At 57.1% G+C, this 18,770-nt stretch carries 26 protein-coding genes; 25 read left to right on the top strand and 1 reads right to left on the bottom strand.

Annotated elements, in window-relative coordinates:
• Nucleotides 1-169 precede the first annotated feature (169 nt).
• Nucleotides 170-853, top strand: a complete 684-nt coding sequence (locus M2433_RS17165) for an outer membrane protein (protein WP_429055911.1) — start codon at nucleotides 170-172, stop codon at nucleotides 851-853.
• 101 nt (nucleotides 854-954) lie between these two features.
• Here the strand turns inward: M2433_RS17165 and M2433_RS17160 are convergent, their stop codons facing one another.
• The gene (locus tag M2433_RS17160) at nucleotides 955-1,530 is read right to left on the bottom strand and encodes a phage repressor protein CI (RefSeq protein ID WP_429055912.1); all 576 of its coding nucleotides are present in this window, start codon (nucleotides 1,528-1,530) and stop codon (nucleotides 955-957) included.
• A gap of 227 nt (nucleotides 1,531-1,757) precedes the next feature.
• Here M2433_RS17160 and M2433_RS17155 point away from each other — a divergent pair, with 227 nt between their 5' ends.
• From M2433_RS17155 to M2433_RS17040, 24 genes are all read left to right on the top strand, one after another.
• A complete protein-coding gene (locus M2433_RS17155) occupies nucleotides 1,758-2,096 on the top strand; it encodes a DUF5347 domain-containing protein (RefSeq protein ID WP_059310548.1) in 339 nt (112 codons plus the stop codon).
• 68 nt (nucleotides 2,097-2,164) lie between these two features.
• Entirely contained in the window at nucleotides 2,165-2,392 is a 228-nt protein-coding gene (locus tag M2433_RS17150; protein WP_063957154.1) for a DUF2732 family protein, read from the top strand.
• Nucleotides 2,392-2,613, top strand: a complete 222-nt coding sequence (locus tag M2433_RS17145; RefSeq protein WP_047347784.1) for a TraR/DksA family transcriptional regulator — start codon at nucleotides 2,392-2,394, stop codon at nucleotides 2,611-2,613. The genes M2433_RS17150 and M2433_RS17145 overlap by 1 nt, the downstream gene beginning before the upstream one ends.
• 1 nt (nucleotide 2,614) lies before the next feature.
• Nucleotides 2,615-4,804: a replication endonuclease gene (locus M2433_RS17140; RefSeq protein WP_429055915.1), complete on the top strand. Its 2,190-nt coding sequence runs from the start codon at nucleotides 2,615-2,617 to the stop codon at nucleotides 4,802-4,804.
• A gap of 109 nt (nucleotides 4,805-4,913) precedes the next feature.
• Nucleotides 4,914-5,354, top strand: coding sequence for a DinI-like family protein (locus M2433_RS17135; RefSeq protein ID WP_059310551.1), 441 nt, complete (start codon nucleotides 4,914-4,916; stop codon nucleotides 5,352-5,354).
• Nucleotides 5,355-5,533: 179 nt separating this feature from the next.
• Entirely contained in the window at nucleotides 5,534-5,737 is a 204-nt protein-coding gene (locus M2433_RS17130) for a tail protein X (RefSeq protein ID WP_042715252.1), read from the top strand.
• On the top strand, nucleotides 5,728-5,949 hold the full coding sequence (locus tag M2433_RS17125; RefSeq protein ID WP_429055918.1) for a primosomal protein: 222 nt from the start codon (nucleotides 5,728-5,730) through the stop codon (nucleotides 5,947-5,949). Before M2433_RS17130 ends, M2433_RS17125 begins: the two co-directional genes overlap by 10 nt.
• Nucleotides 5,933-6,442: a lysozyme gene (locus tag M2433_RS17120; protein WP_429055920.1), complete on the top strand. Its 510-nt coding sequence runs from the start codon at nucleotides 5,933-5,935 to the stop codon at nucleotides 6,440-6,442. The genes M2433_RS17125 and M2433_RS17120 overlap by 17 nt, the downstream gene beginning before the upstream one ends.
• 8 nt (nucleotides 6,443-6,450) lie before the next feature.
• Nucleotides 6,451-6,864 (top strand): Rz-like lysis system protein LysB, encoded by a 414-nt coding sequence (gene lysB / locus M2433_RS17115; protein WP_429055922.1) that lies wholly within the window; start codon nucleotides 6,451-6,453, stop codon nucleotides 6,862-6,864.
• Nucleotides 6,752-6,997, top strand: coding sequence for an Rz1-like lysis system protein LysC (gene lysC / locus M2433_RS17110; RefSeq protein ID WP_230122831.1), 246 nt, complete (start codon nucleotides 6,752-6,754; stop codon nucleotides 6,995-6,997). The genes lysB and lysC overlap by 113 nt, the downstream gene beginning before the upstream one ends.
• A complete protein-coding gene (locus M2433_RS17105; protein ID WP_429055924.1) occupies nucleotides 6,960-7,427 on the top strand; it encodes a phage tail protein in 468 nt (155 codons plus the stop codon). The genes lysC and M2433_RS17105 overlap by 38 nt, the downstream gene beginning before the upstream one ends.
• 112 nt (nucleotides 7,428-7,539) lie before the next feature.
• Nucleotides 7,540-8,181 (top strand): phage baseplate assembly protein V, encoded by a 642-nt coding sequence (locus M2433_RS17100; protein ID WP_429055926.1) that lies wholly within the window; start codon nucleotides 7,540-7,542, stop codon nucleotides 8,179-8,181.
• Nucleotides 8,178-8,528 carry a GPW/gp25 family protein gene (locus M2433_RS17095; RefSeq protein WP_429055927.1) on the top strand — a complete coding sequence of 117 codons (351 nt, stop codon included), beginning with the start codon at nucleotides 8,178-8,180 and terminating at the stop codon, nucleotides 8,526-8,528. The genes M2433_RS17100 and M2433_RS17095 overlap by 4 nt, the downstream gene beginning before the upstream one ends.
• Before the next feature lie 5 nt (nucleotides 8,529-8,533).
• A complete protein-coding gene (locus tag M2433_RS17090) occupies nucleotides 8,534-9,442 on the top strand; it encodes a baseplate assembly protein (RefSeq protein ID WP_047347792.1) in 909 nt (302 codons plus the stop codon).
• Complete coding sequence (locus tag M2433_RS17085) at nucleotides 9,435-9,965, top strand: phage tail protein I (protein ID WP_047347793.1); 531 nt, start codon at nucleotides 9,435-9,437, stop codon at nucleotides 9,963-9,965. The genes M2433_RS17090 and M2433_RS17085 overlap by 8 nt, the downstream gene beginning before the upstream one ends.
• Before the next feature lie 11 nt (nucleotides 9,966-9,976).
• Nucleotides 9,977-12,019 carry a phage tail protein gene (locus tag M2433_RS17080; protein ID WP_429055929.1) on the top strand — a complete coding sequence of 681 codons (2,043 nt, stop codon included), beginning with the start codon at nucleotides 9,977-9,979 and terminating at the stop codon, nucleotides 12,017-12,019.
• Between the two features lies 1 nt (nucleotide 12,020).
• On the top strand, nucleotides 12,021-12,449 hold the full coding sequence (locus tag M2433_RS17075) for a tail fiber assembly protein (RefSeq protein WP_429055930.1): 429 nt from the start codon (nucleotides 12,021-12,023) through the stop codon (nucleotides 12,447-12,449).
• A gap of 123 nt (nucleotides 12,450-12,572) precedes the next feature.
• Complete coding sequence (locus M2433_RS17070; protein ID WP_429055932.1) at nucleotides 12,573-13,766, top strand: phage tail sheath protein; 1,194 nt, start codon at nucleotides 12,573-12,575, stop codon at nucleotides 13,764-13,766.
• Nucleotides 13,767-13,777: 11 nt separating this feature from the next.
• Nucleotides 13,778-14,296, top strand: coding sequence for a phage major tail tube protein (locus tag M2433_RS17065; RefSeq protein ID WP_047347797.1), 519 nt, complete (start codon nucleotides 13,778-13,780; stop codon nucleotides 14,294-14,296).
• A 56-nt stretch (nucleotides 14,297-14,352) separates the two neighbouring features.
• Entirely contained in the window at nucleotides 14,353-14,661 is a 309-nt protein-coding gene (locus tag M2433_RS17060) for a phage tail assembly protein (protein ID WP_063432375.1), read from the top strand.
• A gap of 32 nt (nucleotides 14,662-14,693) precedes the next feature.
• Entirely contained in the window at nucleotides 14,694-14,813 is a 120-nt protein-coding gene (locus tag M2433_RS17055) for a GpE family phage tail protein (RefSeq protein WP_429055934.1), read from the top strand.
• The gene (locus tag M2433_RS17050) at nucleotides 14,806-17,085 is read left to right on the top strand and encodes a phage tail tape measure protein (RefSeq protein ID WP_429055936.1); all 2,280 of its coding nucleotides are present in this window, start codon (nucleotides 14,806-14,808) and stop codon (nucleotides 17,083-17,085) included. Before M2433_RS17055 ends, M2433_RS17050 begins: the two co-directional genes overlap by 8 nt.
• A gap of 11 nt (nucleotides 17,086-17,096) precedes the next feature.
• Nucleotides 17,097-17,561, top strand: a complete 465-nt coding sequence (locus M2433_RS17045) for a phage tail protein (RefSeq protein WP_429055938.1) — start codon at nucleotides 17,097-17,099, stop codon at nucleotides 17,559-17,561.
• A complete protein-coding gene (locus M2433_RS17040; protein WP_429055939.1) occupies nucleotides 17,558-18,712 on the top strand; it encodes a phage late control D family protein in 1,155 nt (384 codons plus the stop codon). Before M2433_RS17045 ends, M2433_RS17040 begins: the two co-directional genes overlap by 4 nt.
• Nucleotides 18,713-18,770 lie beyond the last annotated feature (58 nt).

The following is an 18,770-nucleotide window of genomic DNA, read 5'->3' as shown; positions in this document are numbered from 1 at the left end:
TCGGCAATGTGCTTCCACAACCAATTCCTACGTAAAATTACCAGGTTAAACGCGTATTCATCCGAATAGTTTGCCCCTTCGGGACTGCTTATGCTTCGTCTCACTGACTTTTTCCTGCCAACGGCGGACGACTGTTCGACGTGCGGAATATTTTTTCAACGGAGTGGAGATGAATATGAAAGCTATTTTAGCCGCCCTGCCGATCGCAATGATTCCGGCCACTGTTCTGGCAGCAAATACCGAGGAAGGGTATTACGGTTCGGCAAAATATCTGCAGGTTGAACAGCGTGCGAAAGAGATGGATACCAGCGCGCGCCCGGGTGTCGGGCAGTTTGTGGGTGGTAAAGAGAAGGAGCACTTCGGCGGCGCGGCGATTGCAGGGGGCTACCAGTTTGGTAACGGCTGGCGTACCGAGGGTGAGTATACCTTTAAGCAGAAGGCCGAATATACCAGCGGCTCCAGCACATTCGCTAATAGTTATAACCACCTGAAAACAGAAAACGAGCGCCTGATGGTCAATGTTTATCGTGACTATGAGCTGGGTTATGGCGTTTCCCTGTACGGAACGGCAGGCCTTGGCGTAAGCAAGATTAAAGCCGGCGGCTGGCAGGGTAACTCGGGCCGTGAATATGCTTCGACCACGCAAAACAACCTGACCTGCGCCTTAGGCGGCGGTGTGAGTTACACGCCAGCTGAACGCCTGTATGTCGATCTGGGCTACCGTTATATCGATATGGGCAAGATCGAAAGCGGATATAACAACTTCACTAACGCGCGTGGTTTAAAAGACGAACAAATGAAAGCACACATCGTCTCTAATGAATTTACCCTTGGCATGCGTTATGTCTTTTAACCTGTTGTAAGCGTCACTGCCTTAAAAACAGGGCCAACGCCGCAGGAGTGCGGGGTTGGCTTTTTTATTGCGAGCATGCGGTTTTGATTACCCGCACGCCATCAGTTCACCTCGCTGTAAATCCCCACCACGCGACCCACCGTTTTGATCTCGTCGATACCGCATTCAAAGGGAACCTTGCCCCCCGCCACGTGGAGCTTTTTACCCGGCAGCAGCGTTAAGTCGCGGATGCTGGTGGTGCCTTCAATCTCAACCAGCCACAGACCGTCGGTTAACGACGCCTCTTTCTCAATAAAGTGCAGCTTGCCCTCCGCCCGGACGGCGATGCCGCGCGCCAGCGGTTTGCTAAAGACAGCAGAATCGATACTCAAAATAGTATTTTCTTCCAGTCTCCCATCACTTAGGGTGAATGCGGAAACCGAAACGGGATCGCCCGGCGCGGGGTTACCTTCAAACTGCGCGCCTTGTCCGGTCATCAGCCAGCGAAGGCTGGCGCCGGTGTCCAGCGCGCATTGAACCGCAAAGTCGTAAGAGATGGTACCGCGCGCGTAGCGGTTCTGAAGCGAGCTGGCGGCGATATTAAAGTGCCGGGCCAGCTGGATTTTCTGCGTGAAACCATATACCTGACAGATTCTATCGAGTAACTCTTCATTATTCACTTGAGAATCTAAAATCAAAATATGTTCCTTTGAGTGTTTACTAATACTCGTTTGGGTATTAATATCATTACAAATTCGGGCAATCAGCGGCAGACGTTGGCAAACAGAGGCTAATGATTGCAGACAGTATCAAAATGGGAATCATGCAGCATGGCTTCTGAAATCGCAATCCTCAAACGGCGGAAAAAGCCGTGCTGTGCCCGTTATCAGCGCATTAGCGTGCGTGGATTTACGCGAGGGGAGATATGGCGATAGAAGCTGCCCGTGCAAGGGTTCCACTTAGCGTGGGGGCTCGTCTTAGCGGGCTTAACCACGTCGCTGAACTGCGCGCCCGATACGGGAGCGATAGCGGAAAAGAGCTGGCGCGGTTTATGGCCGAGCTGCGCGATAAGCGCGATCCCTGTTTTGAGGAGAACAGCAGGGCGCTGGCCGCCATCTTTTTCCTGGCGAGATTGCCCGTCGCCCGTCACGAGTGCGATATCAGCGAACTGACGACCGAGGAGAAAAGGGCGCTGATTACCGCCATGAACCATTTTCGTGCTGTTGTGAGTCTATTTCCTGAACGGCTGACCATGCCGGTGTAACCCAACCAAAAAACGAATGGCGTAAACCCGCCGGGCATTCTATTGCCTGAAATTAAGGAGAACGCGTGATGCGAAACAGTGAAAACCGCCCTTATCCGATTGGAAGTGAAGAACTGAAACGCCTGCTGAGGGAGGCAAAAACAGAGGAACGATGCGCACGAGCCCGCGCGGTCTCCCTGCGCCTGGAGGCGCTGGCGAGCCATATCTTCAAAACCGGCATGAGCGGGGAAGACGTTGCCGAACTGCTGTGCCTCGAGGCGGCCCGCTACGAGCGCGAATCACAGGAGCTGCACTGATGGCTGATTTTATCGATCTTGCGCAGGCGCGCGAGCAGGAAGACAGAGAGCGGCACATAAATCACGCCCGCAGACGGCCCGCATCGCCTTCGCGTTTCCTCTGCGAGGACTGCGAGGCCCCGATACCTGAGGCGCGCCGCATGGCGGTGCCCGGCGTGGCCCTGTGCGTCACCTGCCAGGAGATCGCGGAGATGAAAAATAAACACGTCCGGGGAGGATGAGTTGGCTACGTCATTTGCTTATCCGTGGAACGCTCCGCGGTCGGCCATTGCCAGCCCCTACCTTACTCATGCCCAACTGCAGCGCCGCGATCGCCTTTTCGCGGCGCTGCAGCAGGCAAGAATTGCCCTCTCACAGCAGCCTGACTGCGTGCGCGTTGACGTCTGGCGCACGGTCGACGCCCTAGAACAGCGTCGGGGCAGCCCGCAGGCCAATGCCTTTTTGATCCGCTTCTGCAACAGGATGCTGCCCCGCCTGCGGCAGGTCTCTGAACGCTATGCCTGCGCGGGCCTGCACAGCGCGGTCTCCCGGGCCGTGTTTGACGGCCATTTCGACACCCGGCTTCTGCAATACCTTGCCTCGCGCATGGTCGAGCTGGTTGCCCGCTATAACCGACTTCCGGATATGTCCCGCGCGGATATCGACCTGCTGGCCGCCGATATCGCCAGCTTTATTCGCGGCGAGCTGGCGAATATTAACGATGCTGACATGGGTGAATACCAGACGCTGTTCGTCTGGTATCAGCGCGCCGGGCTGATCGCCCGTCAGTTCAACGTGTCGCCTCCGCACTGGGAGCGGGTGTCGAAGACGTTTTTTAACAAAGATGATGTTGCCGCGGCGGTGATCCGCCTGTTTTCCGAGGCGTGGTGGCGCGGGCGCCTGCGCCGGATCGCGGCTGCCTGGCGCGAGCATTTGCAGATTGCCCTCGGCAACGTCAGCAAAAAGAGAACGGCGTATGCGAGCAAGCGCTGTGTGACCGAGTGGCGCGAGCAGAAGCGCCGCACCCGCGAATTTCTCAAGGGCATGGAGCTGGAAGATGAAGAGGGCAACCGCATCAGCCTGATTGAAAAATACGATACCTCGGTGGCCAACCCGGCCATACGTCGCTGTGAACTGATGACCCGCATTCGCGGGTTTGAAAATATCTGCCAGGCGCTGGGCTATGTGGGCGAGTTCTATACCTTAACCGCCCCCGCGCGGTATCACGCGACCGTGAAATCGGGCTACCCCAACGCGAAGTGGAACGGTGCCAGCCCGGCGGAGACGCAAAGCTACTTTACCCGGCTGTGGGCGCGCATCCGCGCAAAGCTGCACCGGGAGGGGCGCCGTATTTTTGGTATCCGCGTTGCGGAACCCCATCACGACGGTACGCCCCACTGGCACATGCTGATGTTTATGCGGCCGGAAGAGGTCGAATGCGTTCGCCGGATTATAGGGGACTACGCGCGGGGGGAGGATGCCGCCGAGCTTCAGAGCGAAAGCGCCAGACAGGCGCGCTTTCACGCAGACGCCATCGATCCGCAGAAAGGCAGCGCTACCGGCTATATCGCCAAATACATCTCGAAGAATATCGACGGCTATGCGCTGGATGGCGAGGCCGATAGCGAAAGCGGCGGGCTGCTGAAGGAGACGGCGTCCGCCGTGTCGGCCTGGGCGGGGCGCTGGCACATTCGCCAGTTTCAGTTTATCGGCGGGGCGCCGGTAACGGTCTACCGCGAGCTGCGCCGTCTGGCGGATACCGAGGCCGCGCGAGGGCTGAGCGTCGAGTTTGCCGCCGTCCATGACGCTGCCGATGCCGGGGACTGGGCGGGTTACGTCACCGCGCAGGGCGGGCCGTTTGTGCGTCGCGATGATTTACAGGTGCGCACGCTGTATGCCCCGCGCGCCGGGTTCAACCAGTACGGCGAGGAAACCGTCCGTATCCGCGGCGTGTACGATTCAGCCGTCGGCGCGGGCAGCCCAATTTTAACCCGACTCACCGAGTGGAAAATTGTGCCGAAGCGGGCCGTGGATCCTAAGGATGCACCTGTGCCTCCTCGGAGTTCTGTCAATAACTGTACGGTGAGCGATCTCTCTCAACCCCTTAACCGGCGTGCGAGACGGGCGTTAACCGAGCGCATCAAACGCATCCGGCCCGGCGCAGCGGCGCCCTTTGTCTACGAGCGGGATCCGCAGAACGGGGTTCCGGAGAGGGTGATTGACGAGATCCGGCTCGCCACCGGAATCGCCATCAGCCGGGGAGAGGCCCTGCATCTTATGGCGGGCGGCGTCAGCCGCTTTAACGACAGATGGTGCAGAGGCGCAGCTGATGGATCGCTCTTTCCGGCGGCGCGTTCTTATCAGGAAAAGGCGCGAAAAATCCTTGAACGTATTGGGCATTTAACGGAACTGCTCACCCGGCGGGTACGCTAATCTCCATCGATATCATGTACATACCGTGAAGGGTTCTGATTTTTCGCTTCACTCTTTTTATGAATACGTGATACTGTATGTTTATACAGTATCTCGTGGTGGAGGTTGTGTGGACAGAGAGTTGAACGAGCAGGTCATGATTGAACGCGTCGAGATGATTGCGCGACTCACGACAGAAGGAACGTGTCAGGAAAGAGATCGTGAAATTGCCCTGAATTTGATTGCTGAGATTGCGCGGGGAAATTTAATCAAGAACAACGCGTTTACCGTTGTTTTCTCGGCATCGCCTGTTCCGGAACGCATTAAAAAAGAGGGTAACGTTCGGGTGAACATTACCCTCGATAAAGATCGGCAGATTGGCCATGCCGTCGTCGAGGCCTTCCAGTGCGAACTGACCCGCAGAATACGGTCCCTGTTTCCGTCATCCCGGGTAAACGTGAAGTTAGGCTCGGTGACGGGAGTCGAGCTCCAGGGGCTTGAAAGAGAGGCCGATCGCGAGGCGCTGGACGCTATTCTCCGGGAAGTCTGGGAAGACGAGAGCTGGCGCTAGCCCCGGCTCATTACCCGACCCCACGCCCTCATTCAGATTTTGCGCTTCCGTTGAACCACGCGTCGCTGCTCGCGGACGGTCTGTTGTGTCCGCGTTTGCCCATCTCTCAGCGATAGCGAAAAGACCGCCGGCCCGGGAAACTCTACGGTACCTGGAAAACCGGATGTTGGGAGCGTCTGATGAAAATCTATGCAATGCAGGGGGACACGCTTGATGCCGTTTGCGCTCGCTTTTATGGGCGCACGGCTGGCGTCGTTGAAGCCGTTCTGAAGGCCAATTCTGGCCTCGCGGAGTTAGGCGTTATCTTGCCTCACGGCACGCCGGTAGAGATGCCGGAGGTGGATAGCGCCCCCACAAAAGAATCCGTAAACCTATGGGACTGAGCCTGGAGAAGATCACCACGTTTATCGCCTACTGGCTGGCCGTGGCGCTGGCCTGGTTCGGGGCGATGTCTCCTGAAAAAGTCGCGCTGTACGTAGGGAGCCTTTGCGCCATTTTTACCGCGCTGACGAATTACTGGTTTAAGCGAAAAACCTGGCGCTATCTCCAGTCTCTGGGCCTCGACAAGAAGAGCATTCGTGAACTCAATAATTAAGCGTTGCAGCGTCGCCGGCGTGCTGGCCCTGGCGGTGCTGATGCCTGACTTTCGGCTGCTGAAAACGTCCCCGGAGGGGCTGGCGTTGATTGCCGATCTCGAAGGATGTCGCCTCTCGCCTTACCGGTGCAGCGCCGGGGTCTGGACGTCAGGCATTGGCCACACGGCAAACGTCGTGCCGACGCGGGACATTACCGAGCGTGAGGCCGCGGTAAACCTGGTCGCTGACGTGCTCAACGTTGAGCGGCGGCTGGCGGCGTGCGCGCCGGTGGAGATGCCGCCCCGGGTCTACGACGCGCTGGTGAGTTTTACCTTTAATGTCGGCACGGGCGCCGCCTGCCGTTCGACCCTGGTGTCGTTTATTAAGCGTAAACAGTGGCCGCAGGCATGCGGCGAGCTTACCCGCTGGGTGTACGTCAACGGCGTCAAAAATACCGGGCTGGAAAACCGCCGCGTTCGCGAGAAGGCCTGGTGCATGAAGGGGCTGCCGTGAGGGTCCTCATGCTGATATTGGCCGGGCTGCTGGCCGTCACGCTGTGGCTTCGTCATGACAATCAGACCTTGTCCCGCTCCTTGGCCACCGCTAACCGGGTCGCCAGTGAGCAAAAAAACGCTCTCGCCGCGCTTAATCAACAGCTTTCCCTGGCACAGCGGATGGCCAGATCCAACGAAAACGCACAGGTGAGGCTCCGTGAGGCGCTGCTCGCTGCGGGTGAGGAGCAGGCGAAACGGGAAGCGACTATCGGGAGATTGCTCAATGAAAATGAAGCGTTACGCCGCTGGTATACCGCTCAGCTGCCTGATGCTGTCCGCAGGCTGCACACCCGCACCGCCTGCGCCTCCGCAGCACATTGTTTACAACGCCTGCCCGAAGGTGAGCCGCTGCCCGATGCCGGGAAGCGAACCCGCCACTAACGGCGATCTCAGCGCAGATATTCGCAGGCTTGAGTACGCCCTTATCGCCTGCGCGCTGCAGGTGGAAACCATTAAAGACTGTCAGGATAAACTCGATGCACAAACTCAAGAGCCTGCGTCAGGCATTAATTGACGCGATCCCCCAGCTGAATGCTCACCCGGAGCGCCTGCAGATGTCGGTCGGCAGCGGCAATATTGACGCCCGCCTGGCCTCCTCGCTCTCCTATGAAAAGCGCTATGCGCTAAACGCGAAGGTCAGCGGTTTCACCGGCGACAGCGAGGGGTTTTTCGTCCCGGTGCTGGCCTGGCTTCGGGAAAACCAGCCGGACATATTTACCCTCGATGAAGGACACAAAAACGGATACACCTTCGCGATCGTCCTGAACGATGACGATACGATGGACATCAGCATCAGCGTGCAGGTGACCGAGCGCATTCTCGTGTCCCAGGAGCAGAGCGCTCTGCACGCGACGTACTCCCCCGAACCGCCGCTGCCGGAGCCCGTCACGCGTCCGAAAGAGTTGTACATTAACGGCGAGCTCGTCAGCCGGTGGGAGGACTAACTTCCCCGCGCTGAAGGCCGCCTGCGGCCTGCTGTCTGGAGAGCTTGTTGTTTCATCCCGCAGAAAACCCCGTCTCGTTGCTGCCGTTCGCCCTGAACGGCATTCTCTTCTCATGAATACATTAACTTCCATGAACGGCATCGCTCGCGCGATCCGCAATCTGATTCGTATCGGTGTTGTGACCGATGTTGACCTCAACAGAGGGCTTTGTCGCGTCCAGACCGGCGGGATGAAAACCACCTGGCTGAACTGGCTAACCTGCCGCGCGGGACGTTCGCGCGTGTGGTGGGCCCCTTCCGAGGGCGAGCAGGTGCTGCTGCTGGCCATCGGCGGGGAGCTTGATACCGCCTTCGTGCTGCCCGGCATTTTCTCGGACGATCATCCGGCGCCGTCCGGGTCGGCTGACGCGCTCCACGTCTCGTTTCCGGACGGCGCGGTCATCGAGTACGAACCCGGGCGCGGGGCGCTGACGGTTTCAGGCATTAAAACGGCCGACGTTACCGCCTCTGAATCGCTGACCGCCACCGTGCCGGAGGTGCGGGTGACGTCAACGTCACGCATCACGCTGGATACGCCTGAAGTGGTGTGCACTAACAAGTTAATTACCGCCTCTCTTGAAGTGCAGAAGGGCGGTGTGATGGCCGGAAATATCGAGCATTCCGGCGGCAAATTCACCTCCAACGGGGTGCAGGTGGACAACCATGCGCACGGCGGCGTGCAAAGCGGCGGAAGCTGGACTAAGGGGACACAATGACGGTGCGTTACAGGGGAATGAACAGGCAGACCGGGCTTAGCATTACAGAGGCTGACCACATCCGGCAAAGCGTGCGCGACATTCTGGTCACGCCGATTGGCTCGCGAGTCATGCGCCGGGATTACGGCTCGCTGCTGGCGGCGATGATCGACAGGCCGCAGAGTCCGGCGCTGCGCCTGCAAATCATGGCCGCCTGTTATTCCGCCATCCAGAAATGGGAGCCGCGGATAAGCCTGACGGCCATCACCTTCGAGCGTTCGGAGAACGACGGGACGTTGTATGTCGATATCACCGGCACGCGCCCGACCTCCGGACAATCCTTTTCTATCACCATTTCACTGAGTTAAACGCTATGGCTATTGTTGATCTGAGCCAACTCGCCGCGCCTGATGTCGTGGAGGAGGTGGATTATGAAACGCTGTTGGCAGAACGAAAGGCCACCTTTGTCTCGCTCTATCCGGAAGAGGAGCGAGAGGCGATTGCACGGACGCTGACGCTGGAGTCGGAGCCGATTGTGAAGCTCCTGCAGGAGAACGCCTACCGGGAAGTTATCTGGCGCCAGCGCGTTAACGAGGCCGCCCGTGCGGTCATGCTGGCCTATGCCGCAGGCAGCGATCTGGACCAGATTGGGGCAAACGCTAATCTTGAGCGTCTGGTGATTACCCCTGCCGACGACACTACGTTCCCGCCCACGCCTGCCGTGATGGAGTCCGATACCGATTTTCGTCTGCGCATTCAGCAGGCGCCGGAAGGGCTGAGCGTGGCCGGCTCAACAGGGGCGTATCAGTTCCATGGCCGCAGCGCGGATGGCCGGGTAGCGGATATTTCTGTGATCAGCCCACAGCCGGCGAACGTCACGGTCTCCGTGCTCTCCCGGGAGAATAACGGCGTGGCGTCTGAGGAACTGCTCGCCGTTGTTCGCAATGCGCTGAACGATGAGGACGTCAGGCCCGTCGCCGACCGCGTGACCGTCCAGTCGGCCAGGATTGTCGACTACAGCATTGCCGCCTCGCTATTTCTCTTCCCCGGCCCTGAAAGTGAACCCGTGCTTAGCGCGGCAAGGGCCCGGCTACAGGCCTACATCACGGCCCAGCATCGGCTTGGACGCGATATCCGCAAGTCAGCCATTTACGCCGCACTTCACGTGGAAGGGGTGCAGCGGGTGGAGCTGACGGCCCCCGCGGCGGACATCGTGCTTGATGAAACTCAGGCCTCATGGTGCAGCAACTACAGCGTAACCGTGGGGGGAAACGATGAGTAATACCCGCCTTTTACCGGTTGGCTCATCGGCGCTTGAGGTCGCCGCGGCGCGGGCCTGTGCGGACATCGAAAACACGCCTGTTCCGCTGCGCCAACTCTGGAATGCGGATACCTGCCCGGCGAATCTGCTGCCCTGGCTGGCGTGGGCGTTTTCGGTTGACCGCTGGGATGAGAACTGGCCGGAGGCCACCAAGCGGGAGGTGATCCGCGCCGCGTGGTTTATTCATGCCCACAAGGGAACGATTGGCGCCGTGCGTCGCGTGGTGGAGCCGCTTGGCTATCTGATTAACGTTACCGAGTGGTGGCAAACCAACGATCCGCCCGGCACCTTCCGCCTTGATATCGGCGTGTTAGACACGGGCATCACCGAGGAAATGTATTACGAAATGGAGAGGCTTATCGCCGATGCGAAGCCTGCCAGCCGCCACCTTATTGGCCTGAATATCATCCAGGACATACCGGGTTATCTCTATACCGGCGCCCTGAGCTATGACGGCGACATCATCACGGTTTATCCCGGATAAGTGAGAGCACAATGACAGTGAAATATAAAACGGTTATCACCAAAGCCGGTGCCGAAAAACTGGCTGCAGCAACCGTCCCGAACGGTAAGAAAGTCAATTTTACGGCGATGGCGGTTGGCGACGGTGGCGGCACGTTGCCAACGCCAAACGCAAACCAGACGAAACTCATCAATGAAGTCTGGCGCCATGCGCTGAATAAAATCAGCCAGGACAAAAAGAATAAAAACTATGTCGTGGCGGAGCTGCTGATCCCTCCAGAGGTTGGCGGTTTCTGGATGCGCGAGATGGGGCTGTATGACGATGCCGGAACGCTGATTGCGGTCGGGAATATGGCTGAAAGCTATAAACCCACGCTGGCGGAGGGCTCGGGTCGCGCGCAGACATTGCGAATGGTCATCATGGTCAGCGATATCGCATCCGTCGAGCTGACGATTGACACCTCAACGGTTATGGCGACGCAGGATTATGTTGACGAGAAGCTGACGGAGCATGAGCAGTCGCGCCGCCATCCGGATGCGACTCTTGCTGCCAAGGGCTTTACGCAGCTCAGCAGCGCCATTGACAGTGCATCTGAGGTGCTCGCTGCAACGCCTAAAGCGGTAAAGGCAGCGTACGATCTGGCGAAAGGGAAATACGCGGCTCAGGACGCCACCACGGCGCAAAAGGGGATTGTCCAGCTTAGCAGCGCGACTGACAGTGTGTCTGAGGTGCTGGCGGCGACGCCGAAGGCGGTGAAAGTGGTTAACGATGACCTAAATGCGGTTAAAAAAACGCTTGGTACTGCAGCCGCTTCTGATGCAGCAACATCAGACACCGATACCATGCCTAAACGTCTGGTTCCAGTGGGCTGGATGGGATTGGGGGCGGTGTCGGGCGTGAGTTTTACTGATGCGAATCAGCCAAACTATAACTGTTATTTCCGCATGAATGCGCAGGGTTTACATGGCCCGGTAGCGGGCGTACCTGCAAACATCCATCAATTTCAGTATGACGCTAATGCAGGCCAGCAAATCGGCTACCGTGCCGGTGTGGTCAATGCTGCAATGTATCACCGTTCAAAAGTTAATGCCGCGTGGGGAAACTGGTTACAAGTTTTTGATACTGAGCATCCGCCCACGCCTGAGCAGGTTGGGGCATTTCCAAACTCAGGCAGTCTTTTAAATAGTATTTTTGATATCACATCAAGCAATGTATATGCAGCGATGGGTACAGGTACGTCAGTGCCTACTTCCGGGATGCCTGAAAACTCGGGAAATACACGCTTCGCAGTATTTGCGACCATGGTTTATACAGGTCAGTATTGGGTTACGCTTATTTCACGTGACCAGAACTACACCGGTCTGGTTAATACCGCCTTAAAATCTGCTTCATGGACACAGGTCTTTAACACTGCAAATAAACCCACTGCGTCAGATGTGGATGCTGTTTCTGCGAGTAATGGTGGAACCTTTAAAAAAGAAGTTTCATTCCAGGCCGGTTTTAACGTCCGAAGTTCAACCGGTATTTACGGTGGTAATGACTCGGCAGGTTTTACCAGTAACAACCTTCTACTCAAATCATGGTATGGCATCGGATTTTACTGCACGCTGCCGGATAGCGAAGGGGTGACGGGGTATATTAACACCCGTATCGGTCAGCTCGAAATGAAAGGCCAGGTTATTCCTGGCAATTATTCGAATTTCGACGGACGTTACTATACCAAAACGTCTGCAGATGAAAGGTATCAGCTAAAAGGAAATTACACCCCCGCTGGTCAGGCTTATACCAAGGCAGAAAGCGATGGACGTTTCCAGAAAATAAATGCCGCCTCTAAATCAGCTAATGGCTGGTTTAAAGATACAAATACAGGATTGATTATTCAGTGGGGATCAGGTTCGTCTCTCAATATTGCATTCTCGTTACCCATTGCGTTTCCTAATGCGTGCCTCTCAACGCAGATAACGGATCGCGGGAACGGTAAAAAGGCTTTTTCTGGCATGGCATCGAAAACCTATTTAACTGTTTGGGGTGATGCCTCGAATCCAACCTATTCATGGCTTGCTGTAGGATATTGATATGAGCGATATTTATTTTTATAGTATTGAAAGTAACGCTTTTTATGCGGGTTCAATGCGGGAAGTTTACAAGTCCGCGGGTAGTTGGCCAGAGGATGCCATCGAAATCAATGAAACACTGTATCAGAACTTACTTAAGGGACAGGAAGAAGGGAGGGTTATTACTCCTGACGCATCAGGTCAACCACAACTTTCCGAGCCTCCTAAGCCATCCCCAGAAGAATTAATGGCGCAGAAAGAGAGAATTCGAGCAGAACTATTCAAAGAGGCTAACACCAGAATCACACCATTACAGGATGCTGATGAGCTTGGAATTGCCTCTGCGGATGAGAAGGAAATGCTCACCTGCTGGAAGCGTTATCGCGTAATGTTAAACAGACTGGATCTCAGCAAAGCGCCAGACATTCAATGGCCTGAAAAACCGCAATAACCCAAGCCCTCCTCGCGGAGGGTTTTTCGTTTGTTGTGTAATCCTTTCCCCAACCCCAATACGTCGCATCAATCACGCACTCCACAGACAATAGCCTCACCACTAAACGAAGGAGTTAACCGGATGGGCGACTATCACCACGGCGTGGAAGTCATCGAAATCAACGATGGCACGCGCACCATTTCCACCGTCTCGACGGCAATCATCGGCATGGTCTGTACGGCCAGCGATGCTGACGACAAGACATTTCCGCTAAACGAGCCTGTGCTCATTACCAACGTGCAAAACGCGATTGCGAAAGCCGGCAAGGCGGGAACGCTGTCTGCTTCTCTGCAGGCGATCGCTGACCAGTGCAAACCGGTAGTCGTGGTTGTGCGCGTTGCCGAAGGTATCGACGACCCGGAAGATCCGGAGGCGGCACAGAAAGGGACTCTCTCTAACATCATCGGTACCACCGACGAAAACGGCAAATACACCGGCCTGAAGGCGCTTCTGACCGCGAAAACGGTAACCGGCGTGAAGCCGCGCATTCTCGGCGTGCCGGGGCTGGATTCGCTGGAAGTGGCGACCGCGCTGGCAGCGACGTGCCAGAGTCTGCGCGCGTTTGGCTACGTCAGCGCATGGGGCTGTAAAACGATTCCTGAGGCAATCAACTACCGCAAAAACTTCAGCCAGCGCGAGCTGATGGTTATCCACCCTGATTTTCTGGCATGGGATACCACCACGAACGCAACGACAACGGCCTGGGCTACCGCCCGTGCGCTTGGCCTGCGCGCCAAAATCGACCAGACCATGGGCTGGCATAAAACCCTGTCAAACGTTGGCGTCAACGGCGTCACTGGAGTAAGCGCCTCTGTCTCATGGGATCTTCAGGAGCAGGCCACCGATGCGAACCTGCTTAACCAGGCTGGCGTCACCACGCTGATTCGCAACGACGGCTTCAAATTCTGGGGTAACCGTACCTGCTCAGACGACCCGTTATTCGTCTTTGAAAACTACACCCGTACCGCACAGGTGCTGGCCGATACCATGGCAGAAGCGCATGCGTGGGCGATGGATAAACCTATCACCCCAACGCTTATCCGCGACATCGTTTCCGGTATTAACGCCAAGTTCCGCGAGCTGAAAACCAACGGCTATATCGTCGACGGCACCTGCTGGTATGACCCTGAATCGAACGATGCATCCACCCTGAAAGCGGGGAAACTGTATATCGATTACGACTACACCCCTGTCCCGCCGCTGGAAAACCTGACCCTGCGCCAGCGCATCACCGATACCTATCTGGCAGATCTGTCAGATTCGGTTAATAGCTAAGGAGCTGAAGCATGGCGTTACCACGCAAACTTAAATACCTGAATATGTTCAACGATGGCCTGAGCTATATGGGCGTTGTTGAGTCTGTCACCTTACCGAAGCTCACCCGCAAGCTGGAGAAGTATCGCGGCGGCGGTATGCCTGGCTCGGTCTCTATCGACCTCGGCCTGGACGATGATGCCCTGGCGCTGGAGTGGACCATTGGCGGTCTGCCGGACGTGGCGCTGTGGGCGCAGTATGCCTCTCCGGGCGCGGACAGCGTGCCTCTGCGCTTTACCGGCTCTTTCCAGCGCGACGACACCGGCGAAATCTCCGCCGTCGAGATCGTGATGCGCGGCCGTCACAAAGAGTTTGATGGCGGTGAAAACAAGCAGGGCGAGAGCGGCACCACCAAAATGTCCACCGAGTGCGCTTACTACCAGCTGACCATCGATGGCAAAGAGATCGTCGAAATCGACATCATCAACATGGTGCTGAAAGTCGACGGCGTCGATCGTCTGGCGGAACACCGTAAGGCGATTGGCCTGTAACCCTTTAACCGGCCGGAACTGCCGGCCGGTAAGTTAACTTTCTGAAGAGTAACGAAATGGACAACATCAACGAGACTGCCATGAACGAAAGTGAAAACCCACATATCGTCACGCTGGATAGCCCCGTTCTGCGCGGCGAGCAAAAAATCGACAAGGTGACCGTCGCCAAACCCAATGCGGGAACCCTGCGCGGGGTATCGCTGGCGTCGCTGGCGCAATCTGACGTCGATGCGCTGATTAAGGTGCTGCCGCGAATGACCTCGCCGGCGCTGACCGAGCATGAGGTTGCGCGCCTGGATGCCTGCGATCTGCTCTCTTTTGCAGGTAAGGTGATCGGTTTTTTGTCACCGGCTTCGGCTCGCTGAAATTTCCCGAAAAACTGTCGGTCGACGATCTGATGGCGGATATCGCGGTGATCTTTCACTGGCCGCCGTCAGAGCTGTACTCCATGAGCGTGACCGAACTCCTCTTATGGCGCGAAAAAGCGCTGCAGCGAAGCGGAAACCACCATGAGTAATAATGTCAGTCTTCAGGAGCTGCTTAAGGCAGTCGACCGGGCAACCCGACCGCTTAACGCTCTCCATAACGCCAGCCTCACTCTCGCGAGCGATATCCGCGATTCTCAGACGGCGCTGGGGGCGCTCGATGAGCAGGCGGGGCGTATTGACGGCTTCAGGAAAGCAAATATCCAGCTCACCGTGACGGAGCAGTCGCTTGCCCTGGCGAAACAGCAGGCAGCGGCGCTGGCGGTGCAGTTTAAGAACACGCAAAACCCCACCCAGGCCCAGGCCGATGCGTTGTCCGCAGCCCGAAAATCGGCAGCCGACCTTAAGCTTGAGTACAACAGCCTGCGCTACGCGGTGCAGCGCCAGCGCGCTGAACTCGCCCAGGCGGGAATAAACACGCGCACGCTCTCGTCGGATGAGCGTCGTTTACGCACCCACATCAGCGATAAAACGCTGCAGCTTAACCGACAGCGTGATGCGCTGGCCCGCGTCAACCAGCAGCAGGAGCGGCTGAGTACCGTTCAGAATCGCTATGAGTCAGGCAAACGCGTTGCCGCACGGGTGCATCAGCTGGCTAATGCGGGCGTGGGCATGGCCAAAGCGGGCTTTGACCAGACGGCCCGGTTTATGGCCCCCGGCATCAGTTTTGAAAAGCAGATGTCGGCCATACAGGCAAGCCTTGGCCTGGAGAAGGGCGACGCCCGGCTTGAGGCCATTCGCCAGCAGGCGCGGGAGGTTAGCGTCAGTGCCGGCATCCCTGCGGATACGGTCGTTCGGGCTCAGAACGCGCTGGCCCGCTCAGGCTATGATGCCGATGGGCTGCTTGCGGCCACCGCGCCAGCGGTCAACCTCAGCCTGGCGGGGAACGTCGACGCGGCCAAAGCGGCCGATACGATCGCCAGCACGCAGGCCGCGTATCGCCTGGCGAATTCGGATGCGGGGCGCATCGCAGACGTGCTTACGCGCGGTTTTACCTCTTCAAATACCACCCTCGCTGAGATGGAGGCCGCCATCACCTCCGCCGCGCCCGCTGCGGATGCTTCCGGTCTGGGGCTTGAAGAGACCACCGCGCTGCTTGGCGTTCTGGCGGAAAAAGGGATGAAAGGTGCCGCCGCCGGGGACGCGCTCAGCGCGATGCTGCGCCATGTTCAGACTCCGGATGCCATAAAAGCCGCGGGGGTGCTGGCTTCCGCTTCGGGTGATGGATCGCTTGATGAAAAACGCCAGCAGCTGCAAGGAGCAAAGGGCAGTACCGCACTCGCGGCTTCCGTTCAGACCGATAATCTTGACGGCGACATCAGCCGGTTCCAGGCCGCGCTGAACGGGTTAAAGATTGATGTATTTGATAAATCGGATGGTGCTTTGCGCAATCTGACTACTACAGCAACGGGATGGGTCGGCACGCTTTCGCTTTGGGTAAACGCTAACCCTGAGCTGACGCAAACCCTGGTTAGCGTGATTATCGGCGCACAGGCATTTGCCGGCGTACTGGGCACCTTAGGGATGGTCGTCGCGCCGGTGTTGTCTGGCCTGAATCTGGTCATAGCCGCCGCAGGAATGTTGGGAACGGTATTCAGCGTGGTGGGCGGTGCCATCATGACGGTGCTGGGCGCCCTTAGCTGGCCGGTTATTGCCCTTGGCGCGGCAATTGCCGCCGGTGCTTTGCTGATTTTTAAATACTGGGAGCCCATCAGCGCCTTCTTTGGCGGAGTGATTGAGGGGCTTTCTGCGGCCTTCGCGCCGCTGGGCGAGCTATTCGCTCCGCTGTTACAGGCCTTTGGTTTCATTTCAGAAAAACTGGGCGGGATCTGGCAGTGGTTTACCGATCTGATTGCGCCGATTAAGGCAACGCAGGAAACGCTCGACAGCTGCAAAAATGTCGGCGTGGCGTTCGGTCAGGCGCTGGGCGATGCGCTAATGGCGCCGCTTAATCTCTTTAACAGCCTGAGCGGCAAGGCCAGCTGGCTGCTGGAGAAGCTCGGCGTCATAAAAAAAGAGTCGGGCAATATCGACTCGGCTGTGCCGAAAGAAGGCACATCCTCTGCTGACGCCGGCAGTGCCTGGGACCTGGAGCCACCTGTTTATAGCGGCTTCATGGGATACCAGCCCACGGCTGCCGCGGGAGGGCGTTCTTACGTCGATCAGAGTAAAAGCGAATACAACATCACGCTGCAGGGGAGCACGGCCTCCGGAATGGATCTGACTCGTCAGATCCGGGAGGCAATAGAGAGCAGTGAACAGGATAAAGCGAGACGGCAGCAATCCAGCTTTTTGTATGGTTGAGGAGAGAGAAAATGTTAATGGTGCTGGGTCTGTTTGTCTTTGAACGACGAACCTTACCGTATCAGTCAATGCAATTTTCAAAGGACTACCGCTGGGTGTCCAACGATCGCATCGGAAAAACCAAAGCCTGGCAGTATCTTGGCGAAGGTGAGACTTCTCATTTGCTCACAGGGACGCTCTATCCGGAAATCACCGGCGGGCGACTCTCCCTGAAGGCGATCGAGCTGATGGCGAATGAAGGACGGGCGTGGCCGTTGATAGACGGCACCGGCATCATTCACGGCATGTTTGTCATTGAGAAAGTCACGCATACGCACACGGATTTTTACAGCGATGGTGCCGCCCGAAAAATCGAGTTTACCCTGTCGCTAAAACGCGTGGACGAATCGCTGATGACGATGTTTGGCGACCTGAGAACGCAGGCCTCAGAGCTGGTGGAAAGCGCACGTAATAGCATTGGAGGGCTGGCGGGATGATCGCTGAAATGAATATCCGGGCGGGTGGGAAAATCGCCCCTGATTTTATGCTTAAGCTTAACGATCGCGATATCACGCAAAATTTCAGCCATCGTCTAATCAGTTTGACCATGACCGACAAGCGCGGGCTGGAGGCCGATCAGCTGGATATTCAACTGGATGATTCCGACGGGCTGTTAGACCTGCCTGCCCGGGGGGCAACGCTCTCCTTATGGCTGGGATGGGAGGGTACCCCGCTCGAGCAGAAAGGGAACTTTACGATCGATACCATTGAGTTTCGGGGCGCGCCGGACACGCTGACCATTCGGGGATGCAGCGCGGATTTTCGCGGAAAGCTAAACGTGCGGCGCGAGCAGTCGTGGCATGACACGACAATCGGCGCGATCGTGAATACCATTGCTCAGCGCAACCAGTTGACCGCCAGCGTCGCGGCAGAACTTTCATCCATTGCTATTTCGCATATCGATCAGTCTCAGGAGACTGACGCGGCGTTTCTCACCCGCCTGGCCGAACGCAACGGTGCCTTTGTTTCAATTAAAGCCGGCAAGGTTATTTTTATGAAAGCGGGCCAGGCCGTGACGGCTGGCGGCACCTCGATTCCCTTGATGATGATTGAACGTGGGGATGGCGATAAGCATCTTTTTTCCGTCGCGGACCGTGAAAATTACTCCGGCGTGACGGCCAAATGGCTGCAAACGCGCGACCCAAAAAAGCAAAATGCTCAATTGAGTATTAATCGTTTACCTGAGGGGCAGGCGACAGAGGGGCTGCAGCACCCGGATGCCGCCGCGCCGATTGCGGGAGCAGGGGGCAAGGAGCAGAAGCCGCAAGAGATGCTGGTGGGATCGGCGGAAAACGTATTTGAGCTCACCACGGTGTATGCCTCTGAAGAGCAGGCGCTGAGGGCTGCGGAGGCGAAGTGGCGTGCGCTTCAGCGCGGTACCGTGAATTTTTCCATCCAGCTGGCGCTGGGACGCGCCGATCTGTTCCCCGAAACGCCGGTGCTGGTAAACGGCTTTAAACGCGTCATTGACGAGCAGGGCTGGATCATCAGCGAGGTGGTCCATGCCCTCAGCGGGAGTGGATATACCACGAAGCTGAACCTTGAGCGTAACGTCACCGACGAAAAATTTGCTGTCGACAGTGAGTAATTCATTTGCCTTTACGTTGTTTTTGAGTATTATTAATTCACAAAATGTGAATTAAACG

Origin of the sequence: Enterobacter sp. AC1 (genome assembly GCF_050434705.1) — a bacterium.
GTDB classification, from domain to species: Bacteria; Pseudomonadota; Gammaproteobacteria; order Enterobacterales; family Enterobacteriaceae; genus Enterobacter; species Enterobacter cloacae_L.
This window is presented reverse-complemented; position numbering and strand designations above follow the sequence as displayed.

What these genes read in the sequence shown, in the direction of transcription:
- M2433_RS17165 (WP_429055911.1), top strand. Translation starts at nt 170, where the DNA reads ATGAATATGAAAGCTATTTTAGCCGCCCTGCCGATCGCAATGATTCCG.
- M2433_RS17155 (WP_059310548.1), top strand. Translation starts at nt 1,758, where the DNA reads ATGGCGATAGAAGCTGCCCGTGCAAGGGTTCCACTTAGCGTGGGGGCT.
- M2433_RS17150 (WP_063957154.1), top strand. Translation starts at nt 2,165, where the DNA reads ATGCGAAACAGTGAAAACCGCCCTTATCCGATTGGAAGTGAAGAACTG.
- M2433_RS17145 (WP_047347784.1), top strand. Translation starts at nt 2,392, where the DNA reads ATGGCTGATTTTATCGATCTTGCGCAGGCGCGCGAGCAGGAAGACAGA.
- M2433_RS17130 (WP_042715252.1), top strand. Translation starts at nt 5,534, where the DNA reads ATGAAAATCTATGCAATGCAGGGGGACACGCTTGATGCCGTTTGCGCT.
- M2433_RS17125 (WP_429055918.1), top strand. Translation starts at nt 5,728, where the DNA reads ATGGGACTGAGCCTGGAGAAGATCACCACGTTTATCGCCTACTGGCTG.
- lysB (WP_429055922.1), top strand. Translation starts at nt 6,451, where the DNA reads ATGCTGATATTGGCCGGGCTGCTGGCCGTCACGCTGTGGCTTCGTCAT.
- lysC (WP_230122831.1), top strand. Translation starts at nt 6,752, where the DNA reads ATGCTGTCCGCAGGCTGCACACCCGCACCGCCTGCGCCTCCGCAGCAC.
- M2433_RS17105 (WP_429055924.1), top strand. Translation starts at nt 6,960, where the DNA reads ATGCACAAACTCAAGAGCCTGCGTCAGGCATTAATTGACGCGATCCCC.
- M2433_RS17100 (WP_429055926.1), top strand. Translation starts at nt 7,540, where the DNA reads ATGAATACATTAACTTCCATGAACGGCATCGCTCGCGCGATCCGCAAT.
- M2433_RS17095 (WP_429055927.1), top strand. Translation starts at nt 8,178, where the DNA reads ATGACGGTGCGTTACAGGGGAATGAACAGGCAGACCGGGCTTAGCATT.
- M2433_RS17090 (WP_047347792.1), top strand. Translation starts at nt 8,534, where the DNA reads ATGGCTATTGTTGATCTGAGCCAACTCGCCGCGCCTGATGTCGTGGAG.
- M2433_RS17085 (WP_047347793.1), top strand. Translation starts at nt 9,435, where the DNA reads ATGAGTAATACCCGCCTTTTACCGGTTGGCTCATCGGCGCTTGAGGTC.
- M2433_RS17080 (WP_429055929.1), top strand. Translation starts at nt 9,977, where the DNA reads ATGACAGTGAAATATAAAACGGTTATCACCAAAGCCGGTGCCGAAAAA.
- M2433_RS17075 (WP_429055930.1), top strand. Translation starts at nt 12,021, where the DNA reads ATGAGCGATATTTATTTTTATAGTATTGAAAGTAACGCTTTTTATGCG.
- M2433_RS17070 (WP_429055932.1), top strand. Translation starts at nt 12,573, where the DNA reads ATGGGCGACTATCACCACGGCGTGGAAGTCATCGAAATCAACGATGGC.
- M2433_RS17065 (WP_047347797.1), top strand. Translation starts at nt 13,778, where the DNA reads ATGGCGTTACCACGCAAACTTAAATACCTGAATATGTTCAACGATGGC.
- M2433_RS17060 (WP_063432375.1), top strand. Translation starts at nt 14,353, where the DNA reads ATGGACAACATCAACGAGACTGCCATGAACGAAAGTGAAAACCCACAT.
- M2433_RS17055 (WP_429055934.1), top strand. Translation starts at nt 14,694, where the DNA reads ATGGCGGATATCGCGGTGATCTTTCACTGGCCGCCGTCAGAGCTGTAC.
- M2433_RS17050 (WP_429055936.1), top strand. Translation starts at nt 14,806, where the DNA reads ATGAGTAATAATGTCAGTCTTCAGGAGCTGCTTAAGGCAGTCGACCGG.
- M2433_RS17045 (WP_429055938.1), top strand. Translation starts at nt 17,097, where the DNA reads ATGTTAATGGTGCTGGGTCTGTTTGTCTTTGAACGACGAACCTTACCG.
- M2433_RS17040 (WP_429055939.1), top strand. Translation starts at nt 17,558, where the DNA reads ATGATCGCTGAAATGAATATCCGGGCGGGTGGGAAAATCGCCCCTGAT.